General features: G+C 40.3%; 20 protein-coding genes and 1 pseudogene. 9 read left to right on the plus strand and 12 right to left on the minus strand.

Annotation, left to right across the window (positions count from 1 at the left end; genetic code table 11):
• Positions 1-74 precede the first annotated feature (74 nt).
• Entirely contained in the window at positions 75-1,064 is a 990-nt protein-coding gene (cra, locus tag VHA01S_RS03930; RefSeq protein WP_023403054.1) for a catabolite repressor/activator, read from the plus strand.
• A 4-nt stretch (positions 1,065-1,068) separates the two neighbouring features.
• Here cra and VHA01S_RS03935 read toward each other — a convergent pair whose 3' ends face one another.
• From VHA01S_RS03935 to VHA01S_RS03960, 6 genes and pseudogenes are all read right to left on the minus strand, one after another.
• Positions 1,069-2,022: a LysR family transcriptional regulator gene (locus VHA01S_RS03935; protein WP_023403055.1), complete on the minus strand. Its 954-nt coding sequence runs from the start codon at positions 2,020-2,022 to the stop codon at positions 1,069-1,071.
• A gap of 132 nt (positions 2,023-2,154) precedes the next feature.
• A complete protein-coding gene (locus VHA01S_RS03940; protein ID WP_023403056.1) occupies positions 2,155-3,057 on the minus strand; it encodes a LysR family transcriptional regulator in 903 nt (300 codons plus the stop codon).
• Positions 3,058-3,274: 217 nt separating this feature from the next.
• The gene (locus tag VHA01S_RS03945) at positions 3,275-4,264 is read right to left on the minus strand and encodes a HEAT repeat domain-containing protein (protein WP_023403057.1); all 990 of its coding nucleotides are present in this window, start codon (positions 4,262-4,264) and stop codon (positions 3,275-3,277) included.
• 317 nt (positions 4,265-4,581) lie between these two features.
• Positions 4,582-5,525, minus strand: a pseudogene (locus VHA01S_RS03950) (FAD:protein FMN transferase).
• A gap of 56 nt (positions 5,526-5,581) precedes the next feature.
• Positions 5,582-8,599: a flavocytochrome c gene (gene ard, locus VHA01S_RS03955; RefSeq protein WP_023403059.1), complete on the minus strand. Its 3,018-nt coding sequence runs from the start codon at positions 8,597-8,599 to the stop codon at positions 5,582-5,584.
• 338 nt (positions 8,600-8,937) lie between these two features.
• Positions 8,938-10,092, minus strand: a complete 1,155-nt coding sequence (locus VHA01S_RS03960; protein WP_023403060.1) for a winged helix-turn-helix domain-containing protein — start codon at positions 10,090-10,092, stop codon at positions 8,938-8,940.
• A 928-nt stretch (positions 10,093-11,020) separates the two neighbouring features.
• On the opposite strand from VHA01S_RS03960, the gene VHA01S_RS03965 reads away from it, so the two are divergent.
• The 4 genes from VHA01S_RS03965 to VHA01S_RS03980 all read left to right on the plus strand — a co-directional run bounded on the left by VHA01S_RS03965 (position 11,021) and on the right by VHA01S_RS03980 (position 14,380).
• Positions 11,021-11,404 carry a Rid family detoxifying hydrolase gene (locus VHA01S_RS03965; protein WP_023403062.1) on the plus strand — a complete coding sequence of 128 codons (384 nt, stop codon included), beginning with the start codon at positions 11,021-11,023 and terminating at the stop codon, positions 11,402-11,404.
• A 107-nt stretch (positions 11,405-11,511) separates the two neighbouring features.
• Positions 11,512-12,621, plus strand: coding sequence for a porin (locus tag VHA01S_RS03970; RefSeq protein WP_039970114.1), 1,110 nt, complete (start codon positions 11,512-11,514; stop codon positions 12,619-12,621).
• Positions 12,622-12,648: 27 nt separating this feature from the next.
• Positions 12,649-13,506, plus strand: coding sequence for a pyridoxal kinase PdxY (gene pdxY, locus VHA01S_RS03975; RefSeq protein ID WP_023403064.1), 858 nt, complete (start codon positions 12,649-12,651; stop codon positions 13,504-13,506).
• A 316-nt stretch (positions 13,507-13,822) separates the two neighbouring features.
• Positions 13,823-14,380 carry a sugar O-acetyltransferase gene (locus VHA01S_RS03980; RefSeq protein ID WP_023403065.1) on the plus strand — a complete coding sequence of 186 codons (558 nt, stop codon included), beginning with the start codon at positions 13,823-13,825 and terminating at the stop codon, positions 14,378-14,380.
• Between the two features lie 102 nt (positions 14,381-14,482).
• Here the strand turns inward: VHA01S_RS03980 and VHA01S_RS03985 are convergent, their stop codons facing one another.
• Positions 14,483-15,229, minus strand: coding sequence for a pirin family protein (locus tag VHA01S_RS03985; protein ID WP_023403066.1), 747 nt, complete (start codon positions 15,227-15,229; stop codon positions 14,483-14,485).
• Positions 15,230-15,262: 33 nt separating this feature from the next.
• The gene (locus VHA01S_RS03990) at positions 15,263-15,709 is read right to left on the minus strand and encodes a DoxX family protein (RefSeq protein WP_023403067.1); all 447 of its coding nucleotides are present in this window, start codon (positions 15,707-15,709) and stop codon (positions 15,263-15,265) included.
• Positions 15,710-15,941: 232 nt separating this feature from the next.
• Between VHA01S_RS03990 and VHA01S_RS03995 the strand changes: the two genes are divergently transcribed.
• On the plus strand, positions 15,942-16,847 hold the full coding sequence (locus VHA01S_RS03995) for a LysR family transcriptional regulator (RefSeq protein ID WP_023403068.1): 906 nt from the start codon (positions 15,942-15,944) through the stop codon (positions 16,845-16,847).
• Between the two features lie 174 nt (positions 16,848-17,021).
• On the opposite strand, the gene VHA01S_RS04000 is transcribed toward VHA01S_RS03995, so the two are convergent.
• Complete coding sequence (locus VHA01S_RS04000; protein ID WP_023403069.1) at positions 17,022-18,284, minus strand: hypothetical protein; 1,263 nt, start codon at positions 18,282-18,284, stop codon at positions 17,022-17,024.
• 793 nt (positions 18,285-19,077) lie between these two features.
• Between VHA01S_RS04000 and VHA01S_RS04010 the strand changes: the two genes are divergently transcribed.
• From VHA01S_RS04010 to VHA01S_RS04020, 3 genes are read left to right on the plus strand one after another with little or no spacing between them, the layout of a single operon-like run.
• Positions 19,078-20,049, plus strand: a complete 972-nt coding sequence (locus VHA01S_RS04010) for an SDR family NAD(P)-dependent oxidoreductase (protein ID WP_023403070.1) — start codon at positions 19,078-19,080, stop codon at positions 20,047-20,049.
• An 11-nt stretch (positions 20,050-20,060) separates the two neighbouring features.
• Entirely contained in the window at positions 20,061-20,912 is an 852-nt protein-coding gene (locus VHA01S_RS04015; protein ID WP_023403071.1) for an SDR family oxidoreductase, read from the plus strand.
• Between the two features lie 26 nt (positions 20,913-20,938).
• Positions 20,939-21,856, plus strand: coding sequence for a helix-turn-helix domain-containing protein (locus VHA01S_RS04020; protein ID WP_023403072.1), 918 nt, complete (start codon positions 20,939-20,941; stop codon positions 21,854-21,856).
• Between the two features lie 323 nt (positions 21,857-22,179).
• Here VHA01S_RS04020 and VHA01S_RS04025 read toward each other — a convergent pair whose 3' ends face one another.
• The 3 genes from VHA01S_RS04025 to VHA01S_RS04035 form a co-directional block, all read right to left on the minus strand.
• On the minus strand, positions 22,180-22,734 hold the full coding sequence (locus VHA01S_RS04025; RefSeq protein WP_023403073.1) for a hypothetical protein: 555 nt from the start codon (positions 22,732-22,734) through the stop codon (positions 22,180-22,182).
• 78 nt (positions 22,735-22,812) lie between these two features.
• Positions 22,813-23,016 carry a helix-turn-helix domain-containing protein gene (locus tag VHA01S_RS04030; protein WP_023403074.1) on the minus strand — a complete coding sequence of 68 codons (204 nt, stop codon included), beginning with the start codon at positions 23,014-23,016 and terminating at the stop codon, positions 22,813-22,815.
• Between the two features lie 11 nt (positions 23,017-23,027).
• Positions 23,028-23,570 (minus strand): DUF2975 domain-containing protein, encoded by a 543-nt coding sequence (locus tag VHA01S_RS04035; protein WP_023403075.1) that lies wholly within the window; start codon positions 23,568-23,570, stop codon positions 23,028-23,030.
• Positions 23,571-23,645: the final 75 nt, after the last annotated feature.

A 23,645-nucleotide genomic window follows, 5' to 3' on the forward strand; every position in this document is an offset into this window, starting at 1 on the left:
AGCATATCATTCAAATAAAAGTAGCGATCAATCTAAATAATTATGATCTACTGCACAATTTACTAGGAATCGAGATGACCTTAGAAGAAATTGCCAAGCTGGCTGGCGTATCAAAAACCACAGCAAGCTACGTGATAAACGGTAAAGCGAAAAAATATCGCATTAGTGAGAAGACGCAGCGCAAAGTGATGGCAGTTGTGGACGAGCATCACTTTCAACCGGATCATGCGGCATCTTCTTTACGTGCGGGTAACAGTCGTTCGTTTGGCTTAATCATTCCGGATCTAGAGAACAGCAGTTACGCAAAATTGGCAAAATTGCTGGAACAAAATTCAAGAAAAGCCGGCTATCAGATCTTAATTGGTTGCTCTGATGATAACCCAGTGACTGAGCGTGCATTAGCTGAAGCTTTGTTGAGTCGTCGAATTGACGCGCTGTTTGTGGCAACCTCCATGCCTCAAGCTAATGAGTTTTATCAGGCGCTTTTGAACAAGGGCACGCCAGTAATCGCGATAGACCGTTTGTTAGATGATGAAGTGTTTAGCTGTGTGGTCAGTGAAGATTTTGAAGCTGCGCTACAACTTACTCAATCCATTATGCACGAACAAGTGAAAACCCTCGGCATTGTGGGTGCACTGCCAAATTTACCGGTATCACGACACCGCCAATCAGGCGTTGAAGCGGCCCTTAAAGGCAGTTCGGTATCAATCAGTTTTGCATACGGAGAGCACTTCTCAGCAAATGAAGGAAGATTATTAGCCCAGCAGTGGGTAGACAATGATTGCGTTCCTGACGCGATTATTTGCACCTCTTATACCTTGCTAGAAGGGGTGTTGGATGTGGTATTGCCAAACCCTGAATTGGTCAAGCGATTGAAAATCGCCACCTTTGGTGACAATAGGTTATTGGACTTTATCCCAATCAAAGTTAACGCCATGGCGCAGCGCTTTGAAGAAATAGCGGACAGTGCATTAGCGCTAGCGTTAAATGCCAGCGCAAAACGTTATGAACCGGGCGTTGAGTTGATTGAACGAGCCTTAAAAGTGCGCAACCAACCAAAGTAACCGATTATTCAATGGCAAAAGCCCTGTTTTGTAAGGTATCTATGATGAGCTGTTTTAGCCATTGATGAGCGGCGCTATTTAAGGTGCGTTTGTGTTCGATAAGATACACATTAATCGCCATCTTCGACTCATTTTTCAGCTCATAAACAGGCGCTAGACGCTGCTTAAAATTATCAACGCTGCGTAATGTATGCGTTGATATCAATAGCTTATCTGAGTCTTGCATGGCATCGACTAACGTATTGAGCTGACCACTTTTAAAGACCACATCTCGCTGTAATCCCTTGCTTTCTAAATACGTGTCGATGGGGTTGTGCTCGCCAAATACTGAACGGATGTCCAAGTTCAAATCAACAAATTGATACTTTAAGCAATCTTGCAACGTTACTTTTTCTTGCAAGGTTAGAGGGTGATCGAGCATGCCATAAAACACCGCATGGGTATGCCCAATAAGTTCGCTGGGAAATTCTTCGGTGTTGTTGGGTTTTTCAATGTGGATTGAAAAGTCGACCGCTTGCTCTTTAAGTAATGCAGTAGGATCAAGAGAGGCTGAATATTCCACCAGACTGGCGTTTGGCGCGTGCCGCATCAATTCTCTAATCAGTGGTACTGATAATTGTCGGCTCATTAGTGGCGGTAGCGAAAGCCTGAACGTTTGGTTACAGCTTTGCGGAGAAAACTGGGTGCTATCAATAAGAGAGTTGATGGAAAGCAGTATTTCATTGAGCGGCTCTTGCAACGACAGCGCTTTTTCTGTAGGTTGCAATCCGGCTGATTCACGATAAAAAAGTGGATCATCGAACAAGTCTCGTAACCGTTTTAAGGTTCGGCTCATTGCAGGTTGAGAGAGAAACAGCATCTCTGCCGCTCTAGAAACATTTTTCTCTTTTAATAGCACACTTAAAGAGACTAAAAGGTTTAAATCTAACCGTGATAACTGCTGCTCTAACGTCTTCATGATATCCACTTAAATCATAGTAATTAATCATATGGTAACGATCTATGAATATGACTATAGAAGTGTTTTTTGCAATTTGCCTAGTTAATTTCAGGTCAACGACAAAGCGTATTTATAAATAGAACCAAGCATTTACCATGTTTTCGATTGTTGAATAGACTCTTGTATAAGCGTAATAAACTGTTGATAGCGGCTAGGAAGGGGGCGATCTTTTTTCGAAATCAAATACAGGTCATCTTCGACATTAGTTTTGGCTTGGTGAACACAGAGATCGGGATAAAAAGGTGAAGAGTACACTGCGCTTAAAGGCAGAACGGTAAAACCAATCCCTTGCGCGACAGGGTATAAAATTTGGCTTAATTGATTGATATAAGTCACGCGCTTTATGGTCGGCAGTGACAGTTCACTCAGCTTTTCGCTGCCACATTCTTGTAAATACTGCGCTAAATATTGTTCAGCATCAGGGTGTTCAACAAGCCCTAACTCTTGCAATGCGTTGGCGTTGATTGGTGCTTGCGCATAGCTTTTCGGCAAAACCAAACATAAAACTTCAGTGCCAATTTTAGTCACTTCAAACTCAGCTTGGTTTGGTACTTGAGTCACAAGCCCAATCAAAGAATGACCTTGTTGAACATATTCACAAATTCGTTTGTTGGGCGCAGACTCAACACTGATACTAAGTTGATCGTATTGGGACTGCAGTGTGATGAACTTAGGATAAAGCCACTGCGCTAATGCACCTGAACAGGCCAGTTTGATACTACCGCTATACGGGTCATCGGTTTTTAATGTGGTGAGAAGATGTTGCTGTTGTTCAATTAATTGGCAAGCGTATTCATACACAGTATTGCCTTGTTCAGTCAACTCAAAGCTTTTGCCCTTTTTGATCAAAAGCGGCGCACCGCAAGCTTGCTCCAGTTTTTGAATATGCTGAGTCACCCCAGGTTGGGTCATAAACAGCGCCTCAGCTGTGCGGGTAAAATGATTCACTTCCACCAAGGTTTTAAAGGTTTTTAGCCAGCTATTGTTGAGCATGTTAATAACATTAAATAATGAATTTGTAGGTAAATCATAATTTAATGTTCAGTGGATGCAAGGTGAAATTTGCTCAGTACATGCAGTGACAAAGGGGAGAGGGTTGACATCGGTACAGTGCTGTAGCGGGTACAGAATAGAAAAAGCCAGCAATACATGCTGGCTCATAACTTAGAAATTACAATATCAATCAGTAGCGATATTTAGCTATTAGTAATTATTCTTCCGAAGAATAATTACCATATTTCTCAAGAAGTAATATGTTCCAACGTAATTCTTTCGGGATACGTTTTGGATCTTTTAATTTCGACTTTTTAGTCATTAATGTTTGATATAAAGAATCAACGTAAGATTTTGCTTCAGTATTATTTATATCTATCAAAGACTTAATTGCCATTGCTCGGTCTTGCCACATGTTACTGTCTTTATGAATATTAATTAGCATAGCAACGCTGCTTTCATCCTGCAGAGTACCTAATGCTGAAATAGCCGCTAATCGAATATATTCATGTTTATTTTGAGTATATTTTTTTAGCGCAGGGATAGCGGTTTTGTTGTTAGAAAAGCCTAACTCATAAACATCAAGATAGGTTGAGCCAATGGCTTGTGATTGATCGATATGCGCAACCAGTTCAGCGACTTTTTCATCTGGAAGTTTTCCGTGTAAGAAGTCTCTATTAATCTGCGCTGCAATGGTCTTGATTGATAGAGATAACGGTTCGCTATAGCAAGGCTCATTGAGTTCATTCATTGACCACACGGGTACTTTGGCACGTTTAACGAACGACTTATAACTGTGATGCTGATCGCCAGACACTACGTCAACCCTCGCAAAGGTAAGGGTTACCATAGGTGAAAACCCTGATACTCGATTAGAGATAACTTGGTAGTCTTTGAAGGTAACGGTATTCTTTGTTGATGCATCATCAACAGTGAAACCTCGAGCAGTTAATTCAGATTTGATACTTTCTTTAAACACATCAGCAGCATCTAATTCTTCTTTTCCGTCTTTAATTATGACTGGAATAGGCATCTCAGAAACTGAATATTCATGTTCTGGCTTAATGTCAGATTTGAACGTATAGTCAAAGTTATTGTCTGAGTTTATATATGCATTCGATGAATCGGCTGGTCTATTTACCTTTGTGACAATACTACAACCTGACAAAGCAAATAAAACAATAATTGCAACACATAATCTTTTCATGCATACCTCACTGCTAGCATAAATTTATTTAAATTGAACGTCATAGCTATCACAGTCATTAGACTGTTATTTCAATTACCGTGATTGTTATTAATAGTTCAACTTTAGGGCACGCGATTATATGGATTATTTTTAAACGATCTAGCACTGGAAACTTAAATTTTATCATCTATTGATGCACTGGATGTGAGCGTGTGCTAATTGTGTATCTAGGTGCGTATTTAATGGTTATAAGTACAAAATGTGTATCACAATTGGGAATAGTTATGGCAACACGACTCGTAGAGTTCGTTGCGGAAATTAATGTCTTGCAGTAGCTAGTTATTTGTAGGGTGCAGTTTTAGCATGTGTCCATCATCACTAACACCATCAGTGACCATAACCTTACCGTGTGTGGACACTAATACAGCCTCTATACCCGGTTGCTTAGAGCTGAATCAATGCAAGAGAGAAAGCCTGCGGTACTCCAAATTTCGCCATCTACAGAGAGATCCGAGATAATAGTGATGCTGGCTATGTTGGTATTGATGGGACGGCCGGTTTTAGCATCCAGTAGGTGATGGTATTGAATGCCGTTGTGTTTGAAGCTACGTTCGTTCACACCAGACGTTACCATTGATTGATTGTACAGTGGTACCACTCGGCAAATTTTGCCTCGCGGGCTTAGTGGATCTTGGATGCCAACATTCCATGCTTTGGGTGAATCTACCTCCGCATAGCCAATGGTCACGACGTTTCCTCCCAAGTTTATATAGCCGGATTTGACATTTTGACTGAGTAAATAGTGTTTGATGCAGTCTGCAAAATAGCCTTTGGCGATCGCTCCTAAATCAATTTGCATACCCTGTTTGGTTAAAAATACGCTTTGATATTCGTCATTAAATACAATGTGCTCAGGATCGACAATGTTGAGCTTGTCGTTAATCTCAGAGTCGCTGGGCAATTTGGCATCTTTAAAACCAATTCGCCATGTTTTTATCAGTGGGCCAATCGCAATATTAAACGGGTTGTTGCTATCAACACTGACAGTTTGTGCTTTTTTTAATAACTGGTATAGATCCGGTTTTACTCGAACGGGGCGTATACCGGCATTATGATTAACCCTCATCAATTCAGAATTAGGTTCATTGACGGTGAAACGCTCTGCGAAATCTTGCAGTTGCAGGTAACACTCTTTTAGCAATTGTTCGCCGTTTTGATGATGAATCATCAGGTCGATAAAAGTGCCCATCATTTGAAAACGAGTTTTGTAACTTGGCATTTTTTATCCCTACGTTTAAATAAAAAGAGGGAAGCTAAACGCTTCCCTGTTAATTATTAGCTTCGATTTGAAACATTGTCACCGGCAATACGGCCGTAAGTGAATATATCAATCAAGGCATTGCCACCTAAACGGTTCCCTGCGTGGATACCACCAGTGACCTCACCAGCAGCGTAAAGTCCTGGGATGGCTTCACCCTGTTTATCCAGTACGCGGGCATTGGTATCGATTTTGAGACCACCCATAGTATGGTGTACTGATGGTTTTCTTGGCGTAGCGTAGAACGGACCGTGTTCAACTTTTAGACCTAGTGCACCTTTATGGAACTCAGGGTCGCGTCCATCATCAACGTATGAATTGTAGCGGCGAATTGTGTCACACAGTTCATCTTGTGGAACGTTGATCTTTTGTGCTAGCTCCTCAATCGTGTCGGCTTTGATAATGATGCCTTCACTGATTTCACGCTCAATCGTTTCTGGTGATGTATTGGCTGCTGTTTTGCGAATCTCTTCGTCAGCAATCATATAAACCACGCCACCATTGTCGAAGAATGATTTAGATAACTTATCGCGGCTTTCACATTCGTTGACAAATCGCTTGCCTTGTTGGTTAACAAAAACAAAGTTTTCAGGTGGAACAATAAGACCGGTTAACAATGCGCCCGATTTAGGGTCACCAATAGGCATTAACTGGATATATTCCATGCCCACTAAAACAGCGCCGGCTTTTTCGCCAATCGCTAGACCATCGCCCACTAAAGCAGGTGAGTTAGTAGTTTTAATGTCATCAGCAATTTCGTCCCAGTAGTTGTTGTATTTTTGGAGCATTTTTGTGTTTGCGCCAAAGCCACCAGATGCCAGTACCACACCTTTATTAGTGGTGATCTTGTATTTAGTCCCGTTAGAGTGGGTAGCATTAATACCGGTTACTTGACCATTTTCGACGATCAGATCATCGGCACTGGTGTCGGTGATAATGCGTCCGCCTTTAGCGATAATGTGTTTTTGCAGTTTTTCGACAAACTCAACACCTTTTGGACGATTTGGTTTGTGCGCTCGGCGCCACAATGCACCCACAGCGATATCAACCATACTTCTGTTGAAGTCGATGCCTTTCTCTGTAAGCCAATCAATTGATTCCATAGCACGATTTGTCAGAGTATGTACCAAATCATACTGACCATAGACAGACTCACCATTTAAGTTGGTGCGTTTACCGCCAAGATAAGTTTGAATTAAATGTAGCTCTGTTGAATCAAATAGATAGTTTTTGCCACTGTCGAGATCAAGGAAGTAGTTCTCTAGCTGATCTTTTAATGCGCGGAAATCTGCTAAGTACTCTTGGTCAATTTCAGATTCAGGTGTATCGGCAATTTCTCTTAAATAATCCGCTTCGCCAGGAATCGCAGGGAATTGTTTTTGCCACTCTGCTTCTGCTGCATTTACCCAACCACCAGTTCGAACTGTGTTACCACCGATCGCTGGGAATTTTTCAAGGATAATAACGGATTGGTTGTTATCTAGTGCTGTCAGTGCAGCGCTTAAACCGGCACCACCGCCACCGACAACGACCACATCAACCGTCTCCTCGATAGTTTCAGTTGACCATTCAACCGCTTCACGAGCTTTGTAGCGCAGCGCTTCTGAGTTGCCGCCTGCCAAATCTACGGCATTGGATACACCGTCAATCACAGCTTGGCTACTTACGGTAGCGCCAGAGATAGCATCAATGTTTAGAGTTTGACCATCCAGTATTTGTTTAGGAATACGTTCGAACGCAGGATTAGCAATACCGTCAGATTCTTTTGATGAGTCAACAATGATATCAATAATTTTATCTTCAGAGAAATTCACTGTGACAGGAAGTTTGCCATTGTGACCATAGCCATACGCGGTGTATTTGCCGGGTTCAAACTTAATTTCGATGCTTTGCAGTTCTTTAATACGTTGATGTTTTAATGCTTCAGCGGCACTGTCGACAATCATGTAATCCATGATGTCCCACAATGGGGTTGGAATCATCAACTCTTGTTGCTGAGCAATATCGGCAAATTCAGCACAAACTTCATCATTCATTGCCTTCGTTGCCCATGTTGGTTCAACGAGAAAGCCTTTACCTACGCTGACTAAATCGTATCCTTGTTCAAGAGCGTCATCTGCATCTTTACGTTGAGCAATACCGCCAACACCAATAACAGGGATTTTAGCCACGTTTTCTGACTTCAACGCATGGAATTTGCTGATAAGTGGCTCTTTGTCTTCAGGGTTAACAATAGAGTTTCGTGTATAGCTACCCATAGAGAAATGGAAGTAATCAAGGCCACTTGTTGCCAGTTTATCCAGAAGATACATGGTTTCTTCAAATCGTATTCCAGGCTCTTCTAACTCTTCTGGTGAGAAGCGGTAACCGATGATGAAATCTGTTTTTTGATGCTCAGCAACCACTTGTTTTGCTTGAGCTAATACTGCCAGTGGGAATGCACTGCGCTTTTCAATATCGCCACCCCATTTATCGGTACGTCGATTTGAGTGAGGGGAGAAGAATTGCTGGATGAGGTACGTATTTGCACCGTGGATTTCAACGCCATCAAAGCCCGCTAAAATCGCACGATTCACGGCCTGACCAAAGTTATCGATCATTGCTTCAACTTGTTCAGCGGTCATTTCTAATGGCATTTCTGCATTATCACGCAATGCCGCAACAGGGCTCGCCGAGATAGGCTGATGACCACCGTTGAATTCGCCACTTGCCATGCGACCCGCATGATAAATTTGCAAGATAGCTTTAGATCCCTTGGCTTTAATTGCCGTGGCCAGTTTTTTAAGGCCTTCTATTTTGCTATCAGTATTGATGCCTAACGCGCCAGGGAAAGCTCGTCCGTAGTTTTCTACGAAAGCACTTTCAACAATAATGGCACTCGGATCACCAGAGCGTGAGGCATAGTAATCCACCATCTCTTGAGTAACGCCGCCATCAAAAAAGGCTGATTGAATGGTCATTGGAGCCATAACAATGCGGTTTTTAAGTGTGGTTTGAGACAGACCAAGCTGTATCTCATTGATTAACTTTGTCATTAGTTAATAGTCCTTGTATAGATTAATTCTTATATGAAATATTCCTCAATGAGCAAGCGGCTAAGTAAGGGATTTTTGATATAAGAAATACGTCATTCAGTGAATTTCACACAAAGATACTATGGATATTTTTCTTGGATAAATGATACTTTTGCATTGAAAGGATGCATGTAGCGCATATATGAGAGTATTTGTATGTTTGCAGCGCATTAATTAATAGCGGTACGAGAGTGACACTTTGCTCAAGTCAGGGCGGTCGAAGGGAGGTGAAAAACAGGCGTTTATTCTATTGATATGAGATCTCGGTAATTATTGAGTGGATTAATGAGATCTCATTACTACTTCAACCTATGAATTGGATAATTCATGCTGGGTTCTGCATCGTTGAAAGTAGCAAACTGGGTCAGTTCTTCGTTGAATGCTCGCATAAATTCATCATGTCTTTTTAGTGATGGTTCAATAAATAAATTGATGACGTTTAAGGTTGATGTTGCTTTGTTGATCTTGCAATCGACTCTTGCGACTAGGCGGCCATCCCACAGGACGGGAAGACAAAAGTAACCAAACTGCCTTTTTGTAGCAGGGGTGTAGCATTCAAGAGTATAAGCGAAATCAAACAGATGCTTGGTTCTTGTTCTTTGAATGACAAGGTTATCGAACGGTGAAAGGATCTTTGCCTGTTTGCGTTTTAATTTATTGTTTAATAACTCAAGAGATGAAGATGTCGTGAAATAGCGTTCATTTTTTACTAAAACCTCCACTATCACTCCTTCTTCTTTCAATTTAGCTAGGGCTTTGCTGACCTCTTTTTGTACTCCTTTTAGTAGATAGGTGATTTCTTTGAGTTGGCCAATACCATGAGCTTTAAGGAAGTTTAAAATCAAAAATCGGGCATGTTCATTGGATGTTGGTATCGAGGTGTCGACATGGGTAGGAAGCACTCTTTCGGTCAGATCGTACACCTTATGGAAATTTCTTCGCTCGGTGATCATGAGATCACCTTGCATATACAAGTTTTCTAACGCTTGTTTGGTTGGCTTACTTTCCCACCCTGTATGCTTATTGCAATTGGATTGAAAATCTTTTGCCATTAATGGTCCTTCATCTTTGATACGGGCAAGTACCTCTGACATTATTTTTGGGCTTTTCTTGAACCAATGCGTTTGTTTACCTGATTTTATGGCAATTTTGCGTGGTAACGTGAATCGATAATCTTTCATTGCAAGATAAGATGCAGCATGTGACCAATACTCGAAAACGATCTTTTCTTTGACCATTTGCTGTAAATGATCGAGTTGATAGTCGCTATTACGACTCCACAGGACATGGTGGTGGGCACGTTGTACAACCGATATGGTGTCTATCTGGATGTAGCTTAAACGCTCTGCAACTTGAACTGATTTGCGGTAGGCGTTACCAACTAGCGGTTGAGTCAGTAATCCCTGAGACAAAAGTGCTAATTTTTGGGCTTGATGCAGTGACAGTGTTTCCATTGGCCTCATTCACATATTAAAACGGTAAAGGAACGTCTTTAGGAGATTATAAGCAAATTATGAACAAAGAGGGGCAGTAGAAGTATTAGTGAGCATCTCTATTGGATACCAGAGGAGGGCCACAAGTACTGACCACGACGCAAATCGCTCATATTGCTTTTGACTCTCAACACAAAAAGCCAAAGATTGTTCGATGCCTAGATGGGTTAAGACATAGAGCTTTACGCATTGTTAAATGCTTACGTAAAAGGTGGGGTAGCGCTGCTGAAATTTTCTTAACCATAATGGGGGATGATGCTATTGCTGTTCTTTAGCTGATGATTGCCTGATGCGCCATATGCAACTGGATGTATTTATTATTCGAAGGCCATACTTTTATTAAATGCTTTTATTTTCTTAAGATAACTCTATCAATTCTCAGTTATTAGATATGGGATTAAGAGCCTTAAAAGTGCAAACGAGCAGGCTTTAAACACCCCATTTCACTTCAATTATTTATAATTAAACGCCTTATTTGAATTCATTTTTGTGATTGATGACAAGATTATCATCTATTGAGATAGATAATGGTCACATTTATAATTAGCGTCAATTTACTTAAGAATGGCTTTATGAAAATATAACGCCATCAGTCAATAAGCTATAGCTAACAATGGAATTAGATATGAATAAAAATCTAAAAAATCCAGACCAATTATGGTCAAGCTCTTTAGCTTGGTATACAAACGACTATAAAATTTCTATTCTTTCTGTATTTGCGCAATTCTAAGATTTCTTTCTTGGAAGTTGCATGAGTTCCTAGCACTCTGCTATCTACAATAACAAAAAAAGTATTAATTAATAATCATCAGGTTAATTTTATATAAAATTAATCAGTGATTGTTATTAATAGAACTTTTATTCTAAAAAAACAATTTGAGAAATAATAATGACTAAGATTCTAAACACTGAAAAAGCACCGTTGGCGATTGGCCCTTATGTACAAGGCGTTAACTTAGGTAACATGGTAATGACCTCAGGCCAGTTACCTATTAACCCAACAACAAAAACAATGCCAGAAGATGTTGCAGAGCAAACTCTACAGTCACTAAATAATGCGTTGGCAATTATTCAAGAGGCGGGTTTAACTGCGCAAAATATTGTGAAAACCACAGTATTTGTAAAAGACTTAAATGATTTCCCTGTAGTAAATAAAACTTACGGTGAATTCTTTGAGAAGCACGATGCTAATTTCCCTGCTCGCTCTTGCGTTGAAGTAGCTCGTCTACCTATGGATGCAAAAGTTGAGATCGAAGTAATAGCAACAAAATAAATATAATAAATTTACTTCCATTCTTTTATTAAAACGTGAATTTAAACATGGCAGGGCATATTAGTCTTTTTGTCATGTTTTTTAATCCCTACATTCTGGAAATTAAAATGAAAAAATATAATAAAATCCTTCTGCTTAGCGCGGGTCTAGTTATGTCTAGCCACGCAATGTCTGCCACTATTTATGAAGATGAAGTTAATAAAGTAGATGTGTCAGGTGCATTCTTAATGGATTACTGGCAACCAGTACACTTTCTAGACCATTATTTTAATACTAGCCGTACAACTCTAGGAATTGCTATTGAGCGTCAAATGGGTAATGGCTGGTCTGGTGACGTTAAATTGGAATGGGATACACTTCTTAATCCGCCATCAAATACTATTGGTGACACGGGTCATGACCAATTCCGTAACCGTTTAGGTTATGTCACCATCAACAACGAAGACTACGGTAGTTTGCGTATTGGTAAACAATACTCTGCTTACCATGATGTTGCTGGGTATATGGATAACTTAATCGTATTTGATCCGGATGCAACGCCACTATTTAGTGATGGTAAAGACGGCGGTTTCCTTGCGACTGCGCGTGGTGACAACCTTGTGGTATACCGTAAGAGCTTTAGTGGTTTGAATCTATCTGCACAATACGGTTTCAACAATGTATCTAACGTTGCAGGTACTCTTCAGCGTGATAGCAACATTGCGGTTGCGGCTAGCTATGACTTTGATTTTGGTCTAAGCGTCGGTGCTACCTACATGCAAAACAATATGGACGGTGCAGCTGTTGCGCTTAGTGGAGATGATGCGCAGCAATTAACGACTCTTGCGGCTAAGTATTCACATAAAGGTTTCCAAGTTTCAGCTGCGGTTACTGATGGTAAGAAAGCTCATGAAACAGACTTGTTAGGATATGGCTTCGATGGCACAGCCCCAACGGGTAAAGCAAATGAATATGCTGATGCACTAGGTTACGATCTTTATGCTCACTACTACTTCAGCATCGGCCTACGTCCTTATGTATACCTATCTCATGTAGATTTTGATGATAGTGATGTAAATATTGACGGAGAGCGTAGTATATATTCTTTAGGTTTGAGCTATCATGCAACTCCACAACTGATTATCTCTGGTGAAGTAAGAAATACCGAAGAAGATAATCTAGGTGCGGGTAAACAAGAGGATACGCTAACAGGTATCACTCTTATCTACGCATTCTAATAGCGGTTTAAGTAAGGTATAACAACAATGCAAGGCGTTCTTTCAATACAATCTCATGTTTCTTTTGGTCACGCTGGCAATAGCAGTGCGGTTTTCCCAATGCAGAGAATGGGATTAGAAGTTTGGCCGATTCATACGGTTCAATTTTCTAATCACACGCAGTATCCCCAAGGTTGGAAGGGGAGTGTATTTTCTGCTGATGACATTAGTGATGTCGTGCAAGGGCTGAGTAATATTGGAGCGTTAGAAAAATGCCGAGCAGTTGTGACTGGGTATCAGGGGAGTGCTGAACAGTGTAATGCTGTAGCCGATGCTGTTACCCAAACCAAGCTTGCGAATCCTGATGCACTTTACATCTGCGACCCAGTTATGGGTTCGCCAGAAAAAGGTTGTATTGTGGCATCAGGTGTCGCGGAACACTTGTTAACTCGCTTGATGCCAATGGCGGATGTGATCGTACCTAATCAGTTTGAGTTAGGGCAATTCGTTGGCATGGAAATCAACAGCTTGTCAGATGCAGTCAAAGCGTGTCAAAAAGCACTGACGATGGGACCAAAAATTGTATTGGTTAAACACATTTATTGTGTGTCTGATGACAAGTTTTCCATGATGTTAGCTTATGAAGGTCAATGCTATTTAGCACAGCGCCCTCAACTTGATTTTGAGCGAGCATTGGTTGGAGCAGGTGATTTGATTTCTTCTGTTTTCACTGCCGGCTTAGTCAAAGGCCGGCACCCAACAGCCGCATTTAAACATTGTAATGAAGCGGTTTATGGGGTGGTAAAACAGACCAAACAAGCCGACGAGTGGGAATTGCAAATCATTGCCGCTCAAGATGAGTTTATTACCCCAACAGAATCGTTTGATTTGATTGAGTGTGATTAATCTATGTTTCTGCAATGCTTCTACAAGAGTGGGGTATAACTCACCAATAACAGGCACAGTCGAATAGATCTTCAATAGTGTCAGTTTTAAGAAGTTATCAATGTCAGTCGTTGATAGCTTCTTTTTGTATCTAGATTCAACAATCCGCTATAGCGAGTCTGTGACCCCCCAATCCCACTGCATTTGCTGTTCTGGCATTGCACTCCCCATTTACTTAGAAAATACCTACCCTCATCAACTTTTGCGCTGCAAAGGGTATTGTTAGGTGTGCAATCACTGCCATAATAAATCTGGACATAATCAATCGAGAAATAAGATGACAGAATTTGCCAAGATGCTTGCGGGTGAAGAGTTTGATGGCGGCGCCGACGGTATTATTAAAATTCGTGAAAATGCATCGAGTTTATTGCAGGCCATTAATCAAAATACGGATGAAACTCAGCGTCACGAGTTGTTTCAACAACTGCTGGGCAGTATTGCAGATTCAAGTATTGTGCGCTCTCCATTTTACTGTGAGTTTGGCAAAACGATCTCTATTGGCGAAAAGACCTTTATCAACATGAACGTCACTATGTTAGATGGCGCAAAAATCACTATCGGTAATAATGTGTTGATTGGCCCCAATGCGCAGTTTTACTGTGCGAGTCACCATTTAAATTATCTTAAACGTCGCAACTGGGAAACCACCTGTGCTCCTATTACCATTGAAGACGATGTGTGGATTGGTGGCAACGTTGTGATTAGCCAAGGCGTAACCGTGGGAGCAGGCTCTGTGATTGCCGCCAATTCCGTGGTCAATACGGATGTGCCGCCAAATTCTCTGTATGGGGGAACGCCGGCAAAACTAATTCGGGTGATTGATGAGAGTGAATAGGGTTTGAACATATTAAGCTAAGCTTAGCCGTCAACGCTATTCCTAATACACTCTTGTACCTCGCATGGCATACTCAAACTAGCGATATTACCTAGGTAGTTTCTACAAGTTTTTTGGTTGCGCCATTTCAATAATGATGAAATGAGCGTGATCGTCTTTGAGAGTAAATTTGAGTTTTCCTGCTTGAGAAAGCTCTAATGTATCTTGCTCTTGCAAAGAGGGGTAACCTTCCACATGTACTGCACCTTCTATATTGCTGATGTAGGCTTGACGTCCCGCTTTCAGCTCAAATTCAACTTGCGTTTGCTTGTTGGTGATCTCAGAGACGTAAACATTTACGTCTGAGTTAATGTAAAGGGGCGAGGCATCTTTATTGTCGGGGTTTCCCACAATATGCAGGAGCTTATTTTCTCTATCTGCAAGTTCAAATTGGTGGTGATTGTATCGAACAGGGCCTGCGGTATTGTTGGGCGTCACCCAAATTTGTAGAAAACGAACCCACTCATTGTGTTTATTCAATTCAGAGTGCCAAACACCAGCGCCTGCGGAAATGGCTTGTACGTGACCACGCCCAATGATCTGTTCTTTTTTCGTCACACTATCCCAGTGAGTAAGTTGCCCATGAATAATATAACTTACGATCTCCATATCACGGTGTGGGTGACGCTCAAAACCGCTGTGTGGTTTTACATCGTCATCATTAAATACACGCAGAGCACCGAAATTCATGCGATTAGGATCGTAGTAGTTGGCAAACGAAAAGTGAAAATAGGTGTTCGCAGGGTGCTGATTGCTGCTAGGCATATAATATAAATCGGATTTTTTTGTTAGCGTGAAGTGAGTGTTCATGTTCAACTCCTTAAATTCGGTTTACTTGATCGATTATGAAAAACGGCGTTTAAGTTGATTGTCTAAAGCCAAGTTTCCTGCTCCACTCATCAACAATGAAACCGATGCAGCCAATAGCGCTAACCCAAATTCGTAACCGTTGTTGGCCAAGAACAAACCGTTTTCAAAATGAACACTAAAGATCGCCATTAACATAGTGAACGCTAATACTAACGCGGCAGGGCGTGTAAACAGACCGATTAAAATGGCAAGACCACCAAAAAATTCGGCGCTGCCGGCCAACAGTGCCATTAAAAAGCCTGGCTCTAAGCCGATCGAAGCCATCCATTGAGCGGTACCTTCCAATCCATAACCACCGAACATGCCAAATAACTTTTGTGCGCCATGAGCCATAAAGGTTAGCCCGATAGGTAAACGTAACGCCAACGTTGACCATGTTGCTCTTGAATCAAGTGTTTTGCGGATAAGGGATGCTGACATAATGTTCTCCTAAATATTTTTGTTTAAATGGTCGTTTTCTTGACCGATGGAGCTATTGTATTTAACGGATTGACGAATTAATAACGCAAAGAATTGCACTTAAACTTCAAAAAAATTGATGTTTAGCAATAAGGGTAACTGCGCTACATTGCTTTAAATTCAGGAGTAAATTAAAGTAATCATCGTTATTTGAGTTTAATTATTAAGTTTTAACATCAATGGAATCGAACATATGCATTCTCCCATTACCTTAGATGCACTGAGAGTACTTGATGCTATCGATAGGAAGAAAAGCTTTGCCGGTGCAGCAGAAGCTTTGTTTCGAGTTCCTTCTGCCATTTCGTATACCGTCAATAAGCTTGAAGAAGAGTTAGGTGTCACCCTTTACGATCGAAGTAAGCGAAAGGCTGAACTGACCGATATTGGCCGCATGATATTGGTTCAAGGGCGGCTCATCTTAACTGCGACGGAAACCCTGACGAACGCCGCTAGGCAGTCCGCTAGCGGTTGGGAAGTGGAGCTACGCATTGCTGTAGACAGTATGTTGAATTTTCATCCTCTTTATGAACTTATTGAAGCCTTTCAAAAGGAGCATCCTTGGATAGCGATTAAAGTTGTTGAAGAAGTCTTTGGGGGAACTTGGGATGCATTAACCACAGACCGTTGTGATTTGGTGATTGGTGCGCCCGGTTCAACCAATGATACATCTATAGCTACGTCACCTATTGGTACGTTAGAGTTAGTTTTTGCGGTGGCACAAAATCACGCCTTGTGTAATGAACCTCAGCCATTATCTCAACAAGTGATAAAAAATTATCCTGCGCTGGTGGTAGCAGACAGTTCAAGAACATTGCAAACACGTTCGGCAGGCTTACTCGATGGACAACCGCGCATTACAGTCCCCAGTATTTCCAAGAAGATAGAAGCACAACTGCAAGGCTTAGGGGTAGGGTATTTACCTGTACATCGCATCCAACAACAATTGCAACTAGGGCAATTGGTCGCATTAGAAGTACAACAGACTGATAAGCGGGAGGGGGATATCCATCTGGCTTGGAACAAAAATAATCAAGGCAAAGCGTTGGCTTGGTTTGTAGAAAAGATCCAACAATTTGAAAGCGGTCGTTTTTTGAGCTAGTGCTGGATGAGCATATCTAGCGCTAGCTCGTAATGACATGTATTGCTATCGAAGTGCGTTAGAGTGAACAATCAATCGCTCCGCTTTAGATAAGCTGCACTAGGCTATGTAAACTAGGTTAATCGAAGTTGGATAAATCTATAACGCTATAATCCTTTTTTAGGTATTATTATCTCAATGGTAAAGTTCTTGTTTTATCGCCTGTATAGAATCATTTTTCTTTTTAATATTTATTAATGACTTTATTTCGTTTAAGTCATATTTAAATTCTATATTACTTAAAGTGTAATTATAAACTACTTCACTAATAAAGTTTTTAATACAATCACTTTTCATTAATCTAGATATATTGATGATCAATTCAATTTTATCATTAGAATCACTATAGTGATTAAACTTACTATCAGTAATTAAAAGTTTACAAAGATCCACCGATGCATTATAGAATAACGAGTCACTTCTAGTTTCTAAAGTGTTCATAACGTATAGAAATAACTCGTTCATTAGGAAAAGTTCTTTTGCTTTCCTATTTTTTATAGAGTCTTTCTGATCAACTGAGAATTGTACTTCCATTGCGTCATATATATATGCAGAGAGGTACTCTAAGAACTTGTAACCATATAAATTATCACAACGTCCAAATCTATTTATATGAGCCAGAATTCTAATGATATTATCTATTCTGCTCTCTTTAAAAGTAGAGGAATACTCCTTATTAAAAAGACTTAATATTTCAAGCAACCATTTCTCCTGTAATTCAGAATATCTATACAGTTGAAAAAACTCATGTGAAATGTGTACTCCACCGCTATTTGAATTGTAATTAAAGGCATTGACGTTATAATTTTTCAACCAATATTTTTTCATGGTTTTGTTTTGTGCGTAAACAACTGATTTTGGTCCAAAAATCTCACCAAAAACCGCCCTTGATTCAGCGTTGTACTTATCGAAGTATGAAATTAAATTTGATGATATTCTTTTGTCAGTTCTCCAACCATTATTCATCTCAGTAATAATATCTGCTTCAAAGTTAGTTTTATCGTTACTATCGTAATAAATACCTAGCAACTCATCCATGTATATTTGTTTGTTCACTCTTGGGTTTTTAATTAATATATACGCGAAAAAATAATAAATCGCAAATGCTAAGCTCAACATCAAAATGATTAAGTTAATTACTCTAACAGAATAATTTGTCGTAAACATACTAAATAGAGAAATGATATTTATCAGTGCAAATATAACTAGTAAGTGATAAATCTTTACATTGAAAAATACTTTATATGACTTAATTAAGTACTGACCGTAATCTATACCAATAACAGATTTAGATTCCGCTAATGAGGTAAGGCCAATAATAGTCATGTTTATTGCAATAATTGCCAGCCACACACTTCCATCTGTAACTAACTCATGTATATCTATAAATAAATCCACTACTCATCCTTAAAATTCTTTCATCAACTTAATGATTCAAAGAAAAACACCCAGAGTAAAGAGCCTGCTTAAGTCCATAATACACTGATAGACTGTATTTTTTGTGTTTGCATTCAGCTTATATTGCATCATTCACTAGGAATCTCAACAGGTGTTAAACGGTAGTGTGAATCGAATTAGAAATTCGATAGAAATTAAAGAAAGTAATTTAGTGAAGCCACCTATCTTGCTAGTGCAAATCATAAAGCGATCGACGACATACCCAAACAGCCCTAATTCAGAGTCTACATTCGGCTAAGAGACGAGATGTTCACATGAAAGAACAGAGCTCCCACAATGACAGCCAAAGCCCCACCAAGCCAACTGTCACTTACCATAAATCCAACTTATACATTTCCCAAAAACAGGTGCCTAAACCGAGGGATCTATTTTGGGAAATGTGTAAGTTTCTTATTTCAGATCTCAGTATGATTTCGACATCGAATTGAGTAAAAGTGTCCAAAATTGAAATGTTGTACCCGATAGGCGCTAATGATGTTTTCATTTGACACAATGATGAAAACACTAAAATTCATTAATAACGGTAAGGCAATGAATTTTAAATATATTTTTGCCCTGTCATCGGTGCTTATGGCACTAATTAGCATCTCTATTTTGATATGGGGAAGTAATACAAAGCTTACCAATGTGGTGCTAGCTAATACCAACTCAAAAAATCTATTTCCGGAATGTTTAAATCTCACCCGATAAATTTGTATGACTGCTTTGCTTTTAATTAACTGAGATACCATATATGCCACTACTTAATGATAAAACCCGAATACTACTTAAGTTATTCGTTCCACAAAGAAGGACGCCTAACCCTCAGCATGCTATTCCCGAAGGAGATAAAAACCTTCAAGGAAAGACCATAGTGTTTACCGGTGGGACCGATGGCATCGGACGTGTTGCCGTTGAAATCTTGTGTTCAATGGGCGCAAACATTGTTCTGCTCGCTCGAAATAAGGCTAAGGCAGAGGCGGTGATTGAGTCGATTAAAGCTGCTCATACGCAAGGTTCGATAAACCTACAAATTTGTGATCTGGCCTCGATGGAAAGCGTGAAAGCGTGTACTGAGCGTATTCTTTCTGATTATCCAAAGATAGATATTCTGGTGAATAATGCGGGCATCAATATGACCAAGCCTGTTATTACTAACGACAACTTTGAAACAAACTGGGCAATTAACTACTTTGGCCCAAGATTACTTACTGAACTGCTTCTGGATCGCATTAAAACGTCAGCGCCGGCACGCATCGTAAACCTCACCACAAATACAGAGTTTATACCTGAAATCGATTTTGATGACATTCAGGCAAGAGCTAATTTTGATACCGACGAAAGCTACGTGGAATCAAAGCTTTCTATGAATATGTTTACTGTTGACTTAGCAAAGCAATTGCAAAGTTCAGGGGTAACCGCTAACTCGCTTTGCCCGGGCCATATCCGCTCTAACTTGCTCAGCCACCTTGAAGGCGCTGAAAAAGTCATGAGCCATGTCATGCACTGCATGGCTTCTCCAACCCTAGTCGGTGCAGATCGAATCGTAAGATTGGCAATCTCATCTGAATTTGATGACGTCACTGGCGTGTACGTTTGTGAGGACAAGCTGAAACCTCATCATCAAGAGACACAAAAACCTGAAAAACGAACGCAAGCACAACAGATGACGGCAAAAGCTCTTTCTAGTTGGTTACCCGTAAACGAAGCAAATATTGGACAATAAGGATTAACATCATGAACGATAAAACCGTACTGATTACTGGATGCAGCACTGGCTTTGGCAAGCTTACCGCGCGACTTTTTCAAAGCAAAGGGTGGAATGTCATCGCGACAATGCGTTCACCAGAAAAAGAAACCGATCTCGACAAGCTTGCTAACGTACTCGTGACAAGGCTTGATGTCACTGACCCACAAAGCATCACTGATGCTATTAATGTAGGCATGAAACAATTCGGCACCATTGATGCGTTAGTCAACAATGCGGGCATTTCTGGGATGGGCGTTTTTGAACAGTGGGATGATCAAGAGATCAACGCCATATTTAATACTAATGTTTATGGTCCGATGCGTGTTGCACAACAAGTATTACCAATAATGCGTAAACAAAAGGAAGGGGTGATCATCAATATCTCTTCTCTTGCTGGAATTTTAGGTTCACCTTACTCTTCTATTTATAGCGCGGCTAAATTTGCTATTGAGGGTTTAACTGAAGCCCTAGCTCTAGAATATGCCCCGTTCAATATCAAGACAAAAGTCATTGCTCCTGGAGCTTATGAGACCAACTTGTTTACCACGATCCCTCATCGTATTCTTGCTAACGGTGACCAACAAATTAGGGATTACAGTGATAAGATGCTTCAGAAGATGAATGCAACGATGGAGCAAATGCGTCAACAAGGTACGAGAGAATCCGATCCTCAAGAAGTCGCAGATAAAATCTATCTGTGTGTGACCGAAGATACCCCCGTGCATAACGTATCAGGAAGCGATGCTGAGGCAATCTTACAAATGAAGAAATCTATGCCTGAAGATCAATTGATGAAAGCCGTTTCTGACATGTTTGTACCAGAAGTACACACCGCCTAAATGTAAACGCAGTTGAGGAATAGCCAATGAATAGAGTGAACACTGTCAAATCAATCACCCAATTACATCGCTACTTAGAGATGCCTAGCCCATTGCACCCGTTGATCACGGTGATTCCTCAATCTGCATTTCAAGGTAAAGTGGAATCAGGTAACACCTACGCTTTTGAGTTGTATCAGATATCATTGAAACAGGGGATCGAGTGCACTTTGAACTATGGAAGAAGCACCTATGACTTTAATGATGGTTCAATGGTGTTTATTGCCCCCGGACAATCAGCGGTCGCTTCTGACATTGAGATAGATCCGAATGCTGCAGGTTGGACAATCGCGTTTCACCCTGATCTGATCTCTCGTTCAGGCCTTGGGAAGAAAATGGATCAGTACACCTTCTTCAATTATGAAAGTAACGAATCTCTGCATCTTTCCGCCAAAGAGATTGAACTTGCAACAGATATCGCCGAAAAAATAGAATCTGAGTATTCCCAAACCATCGACCGCCATACTCAATCATTACTACAATCCAACCTAGAACTCCTACTCAATTACTGTGTGCGATTCTACGATAGGCAGTTCTACGTTCGGACTGATATAAACCGTGATTACTTGGGGCGGTTTGAGGAATTATTAAACAACTATTACCTTAGTAATAAACCCTTAGAGAAAGGTATGCCAACCGTTCAATATTGCGGCCAGGAGTTAGGACTATCGCCTTATTATTTAAGTGACTTGCTAAAACGTGAAACAGGAAAGACCGCGCTGGAGTACATCCACCTTTTCCTTATTGAGAGAGCTAAATCGTTAATAGTTGAGGACAACCTGAGTATTACCCAAATTGCGTGTGACCTTGGTTTTGAATATCCACAACATTTTTCTAAGCTATTTAAATCCAAGACAGGAATGTCACCGCGAACCTTCAAGTCATCCTTAAAGATAAAGCACTAGCGCTTGAAGTAATAAAACAATGAAAGTCATCATCACGGGTGCAACAGGTATGGAACGGGGTCAGGTCTTGAATTTTGCACAGAGAAAATGTTTCCTGCGTACCGATCATTACAAATGATAGGTTATTGATGAGCTTGTGATAGCAAGTTTTGGGGCAAAACCTTGTTAGCCGATTTGCTGAATTAACTCACTTTTGAACAAGACCTTGTCAGTTATATTACTAAATTAGGATATAACGGATTAGCCGAGGTATTGGAAAGTAACGCCACGCTCTGCGGAAATTTAGGAGCGCTAGCGAGTGAATTTTCCGTAGCAGCGCCTTGTTAGTGCTTTTTATACTCACCAGTTCTAATCCTTCTGCTAATTTCACGCTTTACCGCACCAGTTGCGTAATCTTTGTCGCCACCACTTATCGAGGCAACAACAGTACGATTACAGTTCTCACAAATAAAATCGGTTTTGTTGACATCTGAGTAAAAACGGCAAGAACTATCGTCGTAAACTAAAGTTGCATCGCATATTGGACAAAAGCACCAGACATTAGATATTTGATTTCCAATCCAGGTCCAACGCCAATTAGCACCATGCATAAGGTCCTCAACATAGGATTTAAATTCTGGCTCTTCGGGCTCACCTTTAATAGCTAAATATATGTTTATTAAGCCAATTAGGGTGAGGATGGAAATTAGCAACCAAGCCCAGCCAGGAAGAGAATATGAATCAATCAGTGCTTCACTGCACCAAACTACACCCGACCAAGTCCATGATAGAAAACTAACAACATAATCTTTCAAAACTGGTACAGCTAAGAGTATTACTCCCGCAATTACAGAGGCTATGGTTGCATTTCTAATTGATATAAACGAATTCCCGCTCATATTTCCTCTAGAGCACTAACGCCGCAATTCAGCGGCGCGGCTTTTTGCGTCCGCTGAAATTGCATTGTTAGTTGATGGTTATTCATTGTACTGAAGGATATCACCGGGTTGGCACTTAAGGTGTTTACATATTGCATCCAACGTTGATATTCGAATAGCCTTAGCTTTACCTGTTTTTAATATGGATAAATTTTGTTCAGTAATTCCGATAAGTTTTGCAAGTTCAATTGACTTCATCTTACGCTTTGCCAGAACTACATCTAAATTGATAATTATAGGCATGTATACTCCAGCTAAACAGTCAAGTGTTGTTCTTCGGTTATAATGCGGCCTTCATCCATTACCCAAGCAATTACAAAAACAATCCCTGCGACAACAAGTGTTGTAATTTCTGGGGAGCTAAATCCGATACTAACAGTTCTTTGCCCAGGAGGGTTTCCCATCGAAAATAAGATACTCTTGGCAGATTCATAAAATATCGATAAGAAAACCCACAAAATGAGAGATTTTGAAGTTCTTTTGAAAATATTGACATGCTCAAAAGAAAATATCACGCCTTTCTGATAAAAGGAAAAGAGCTTTCTAATATTTATAAGTCCATAAATTAACGCAGAAAGAGGAAGCAAGCTGATTAAGAACCCTATTAAACGTAATCCAATTGACAAAGGACTTGGAATTAGTGGATTTGAGCCTACATTTACAGTGATTAATGTTTCTGGAAAATAATTTATAAAAGCCCAATAGATAACGTAATACAACGGCACGACAACAAGCAGTACAGAAAACATCAAATGGAAATTTCGACTGATCTTTTTAATTCTTTTTAAATTGTTCATGGTAACGCCTCCTGTTAATTATTTGAGGTCAATTCAATCACGAAGCTTATTGTTTGTCAATAATAAATTATCGTA

Origin of the sequence: Vibrio halioticoli NBRC 102217 (assembly GCF_000496695.1) — a bacterium.
Lineage (GTDB): Bacteria > Pseudomonadota > Gammaproteobacteria > Enterobacterales > Vibrionaceae > Vibrio > Vibrio halioticoli.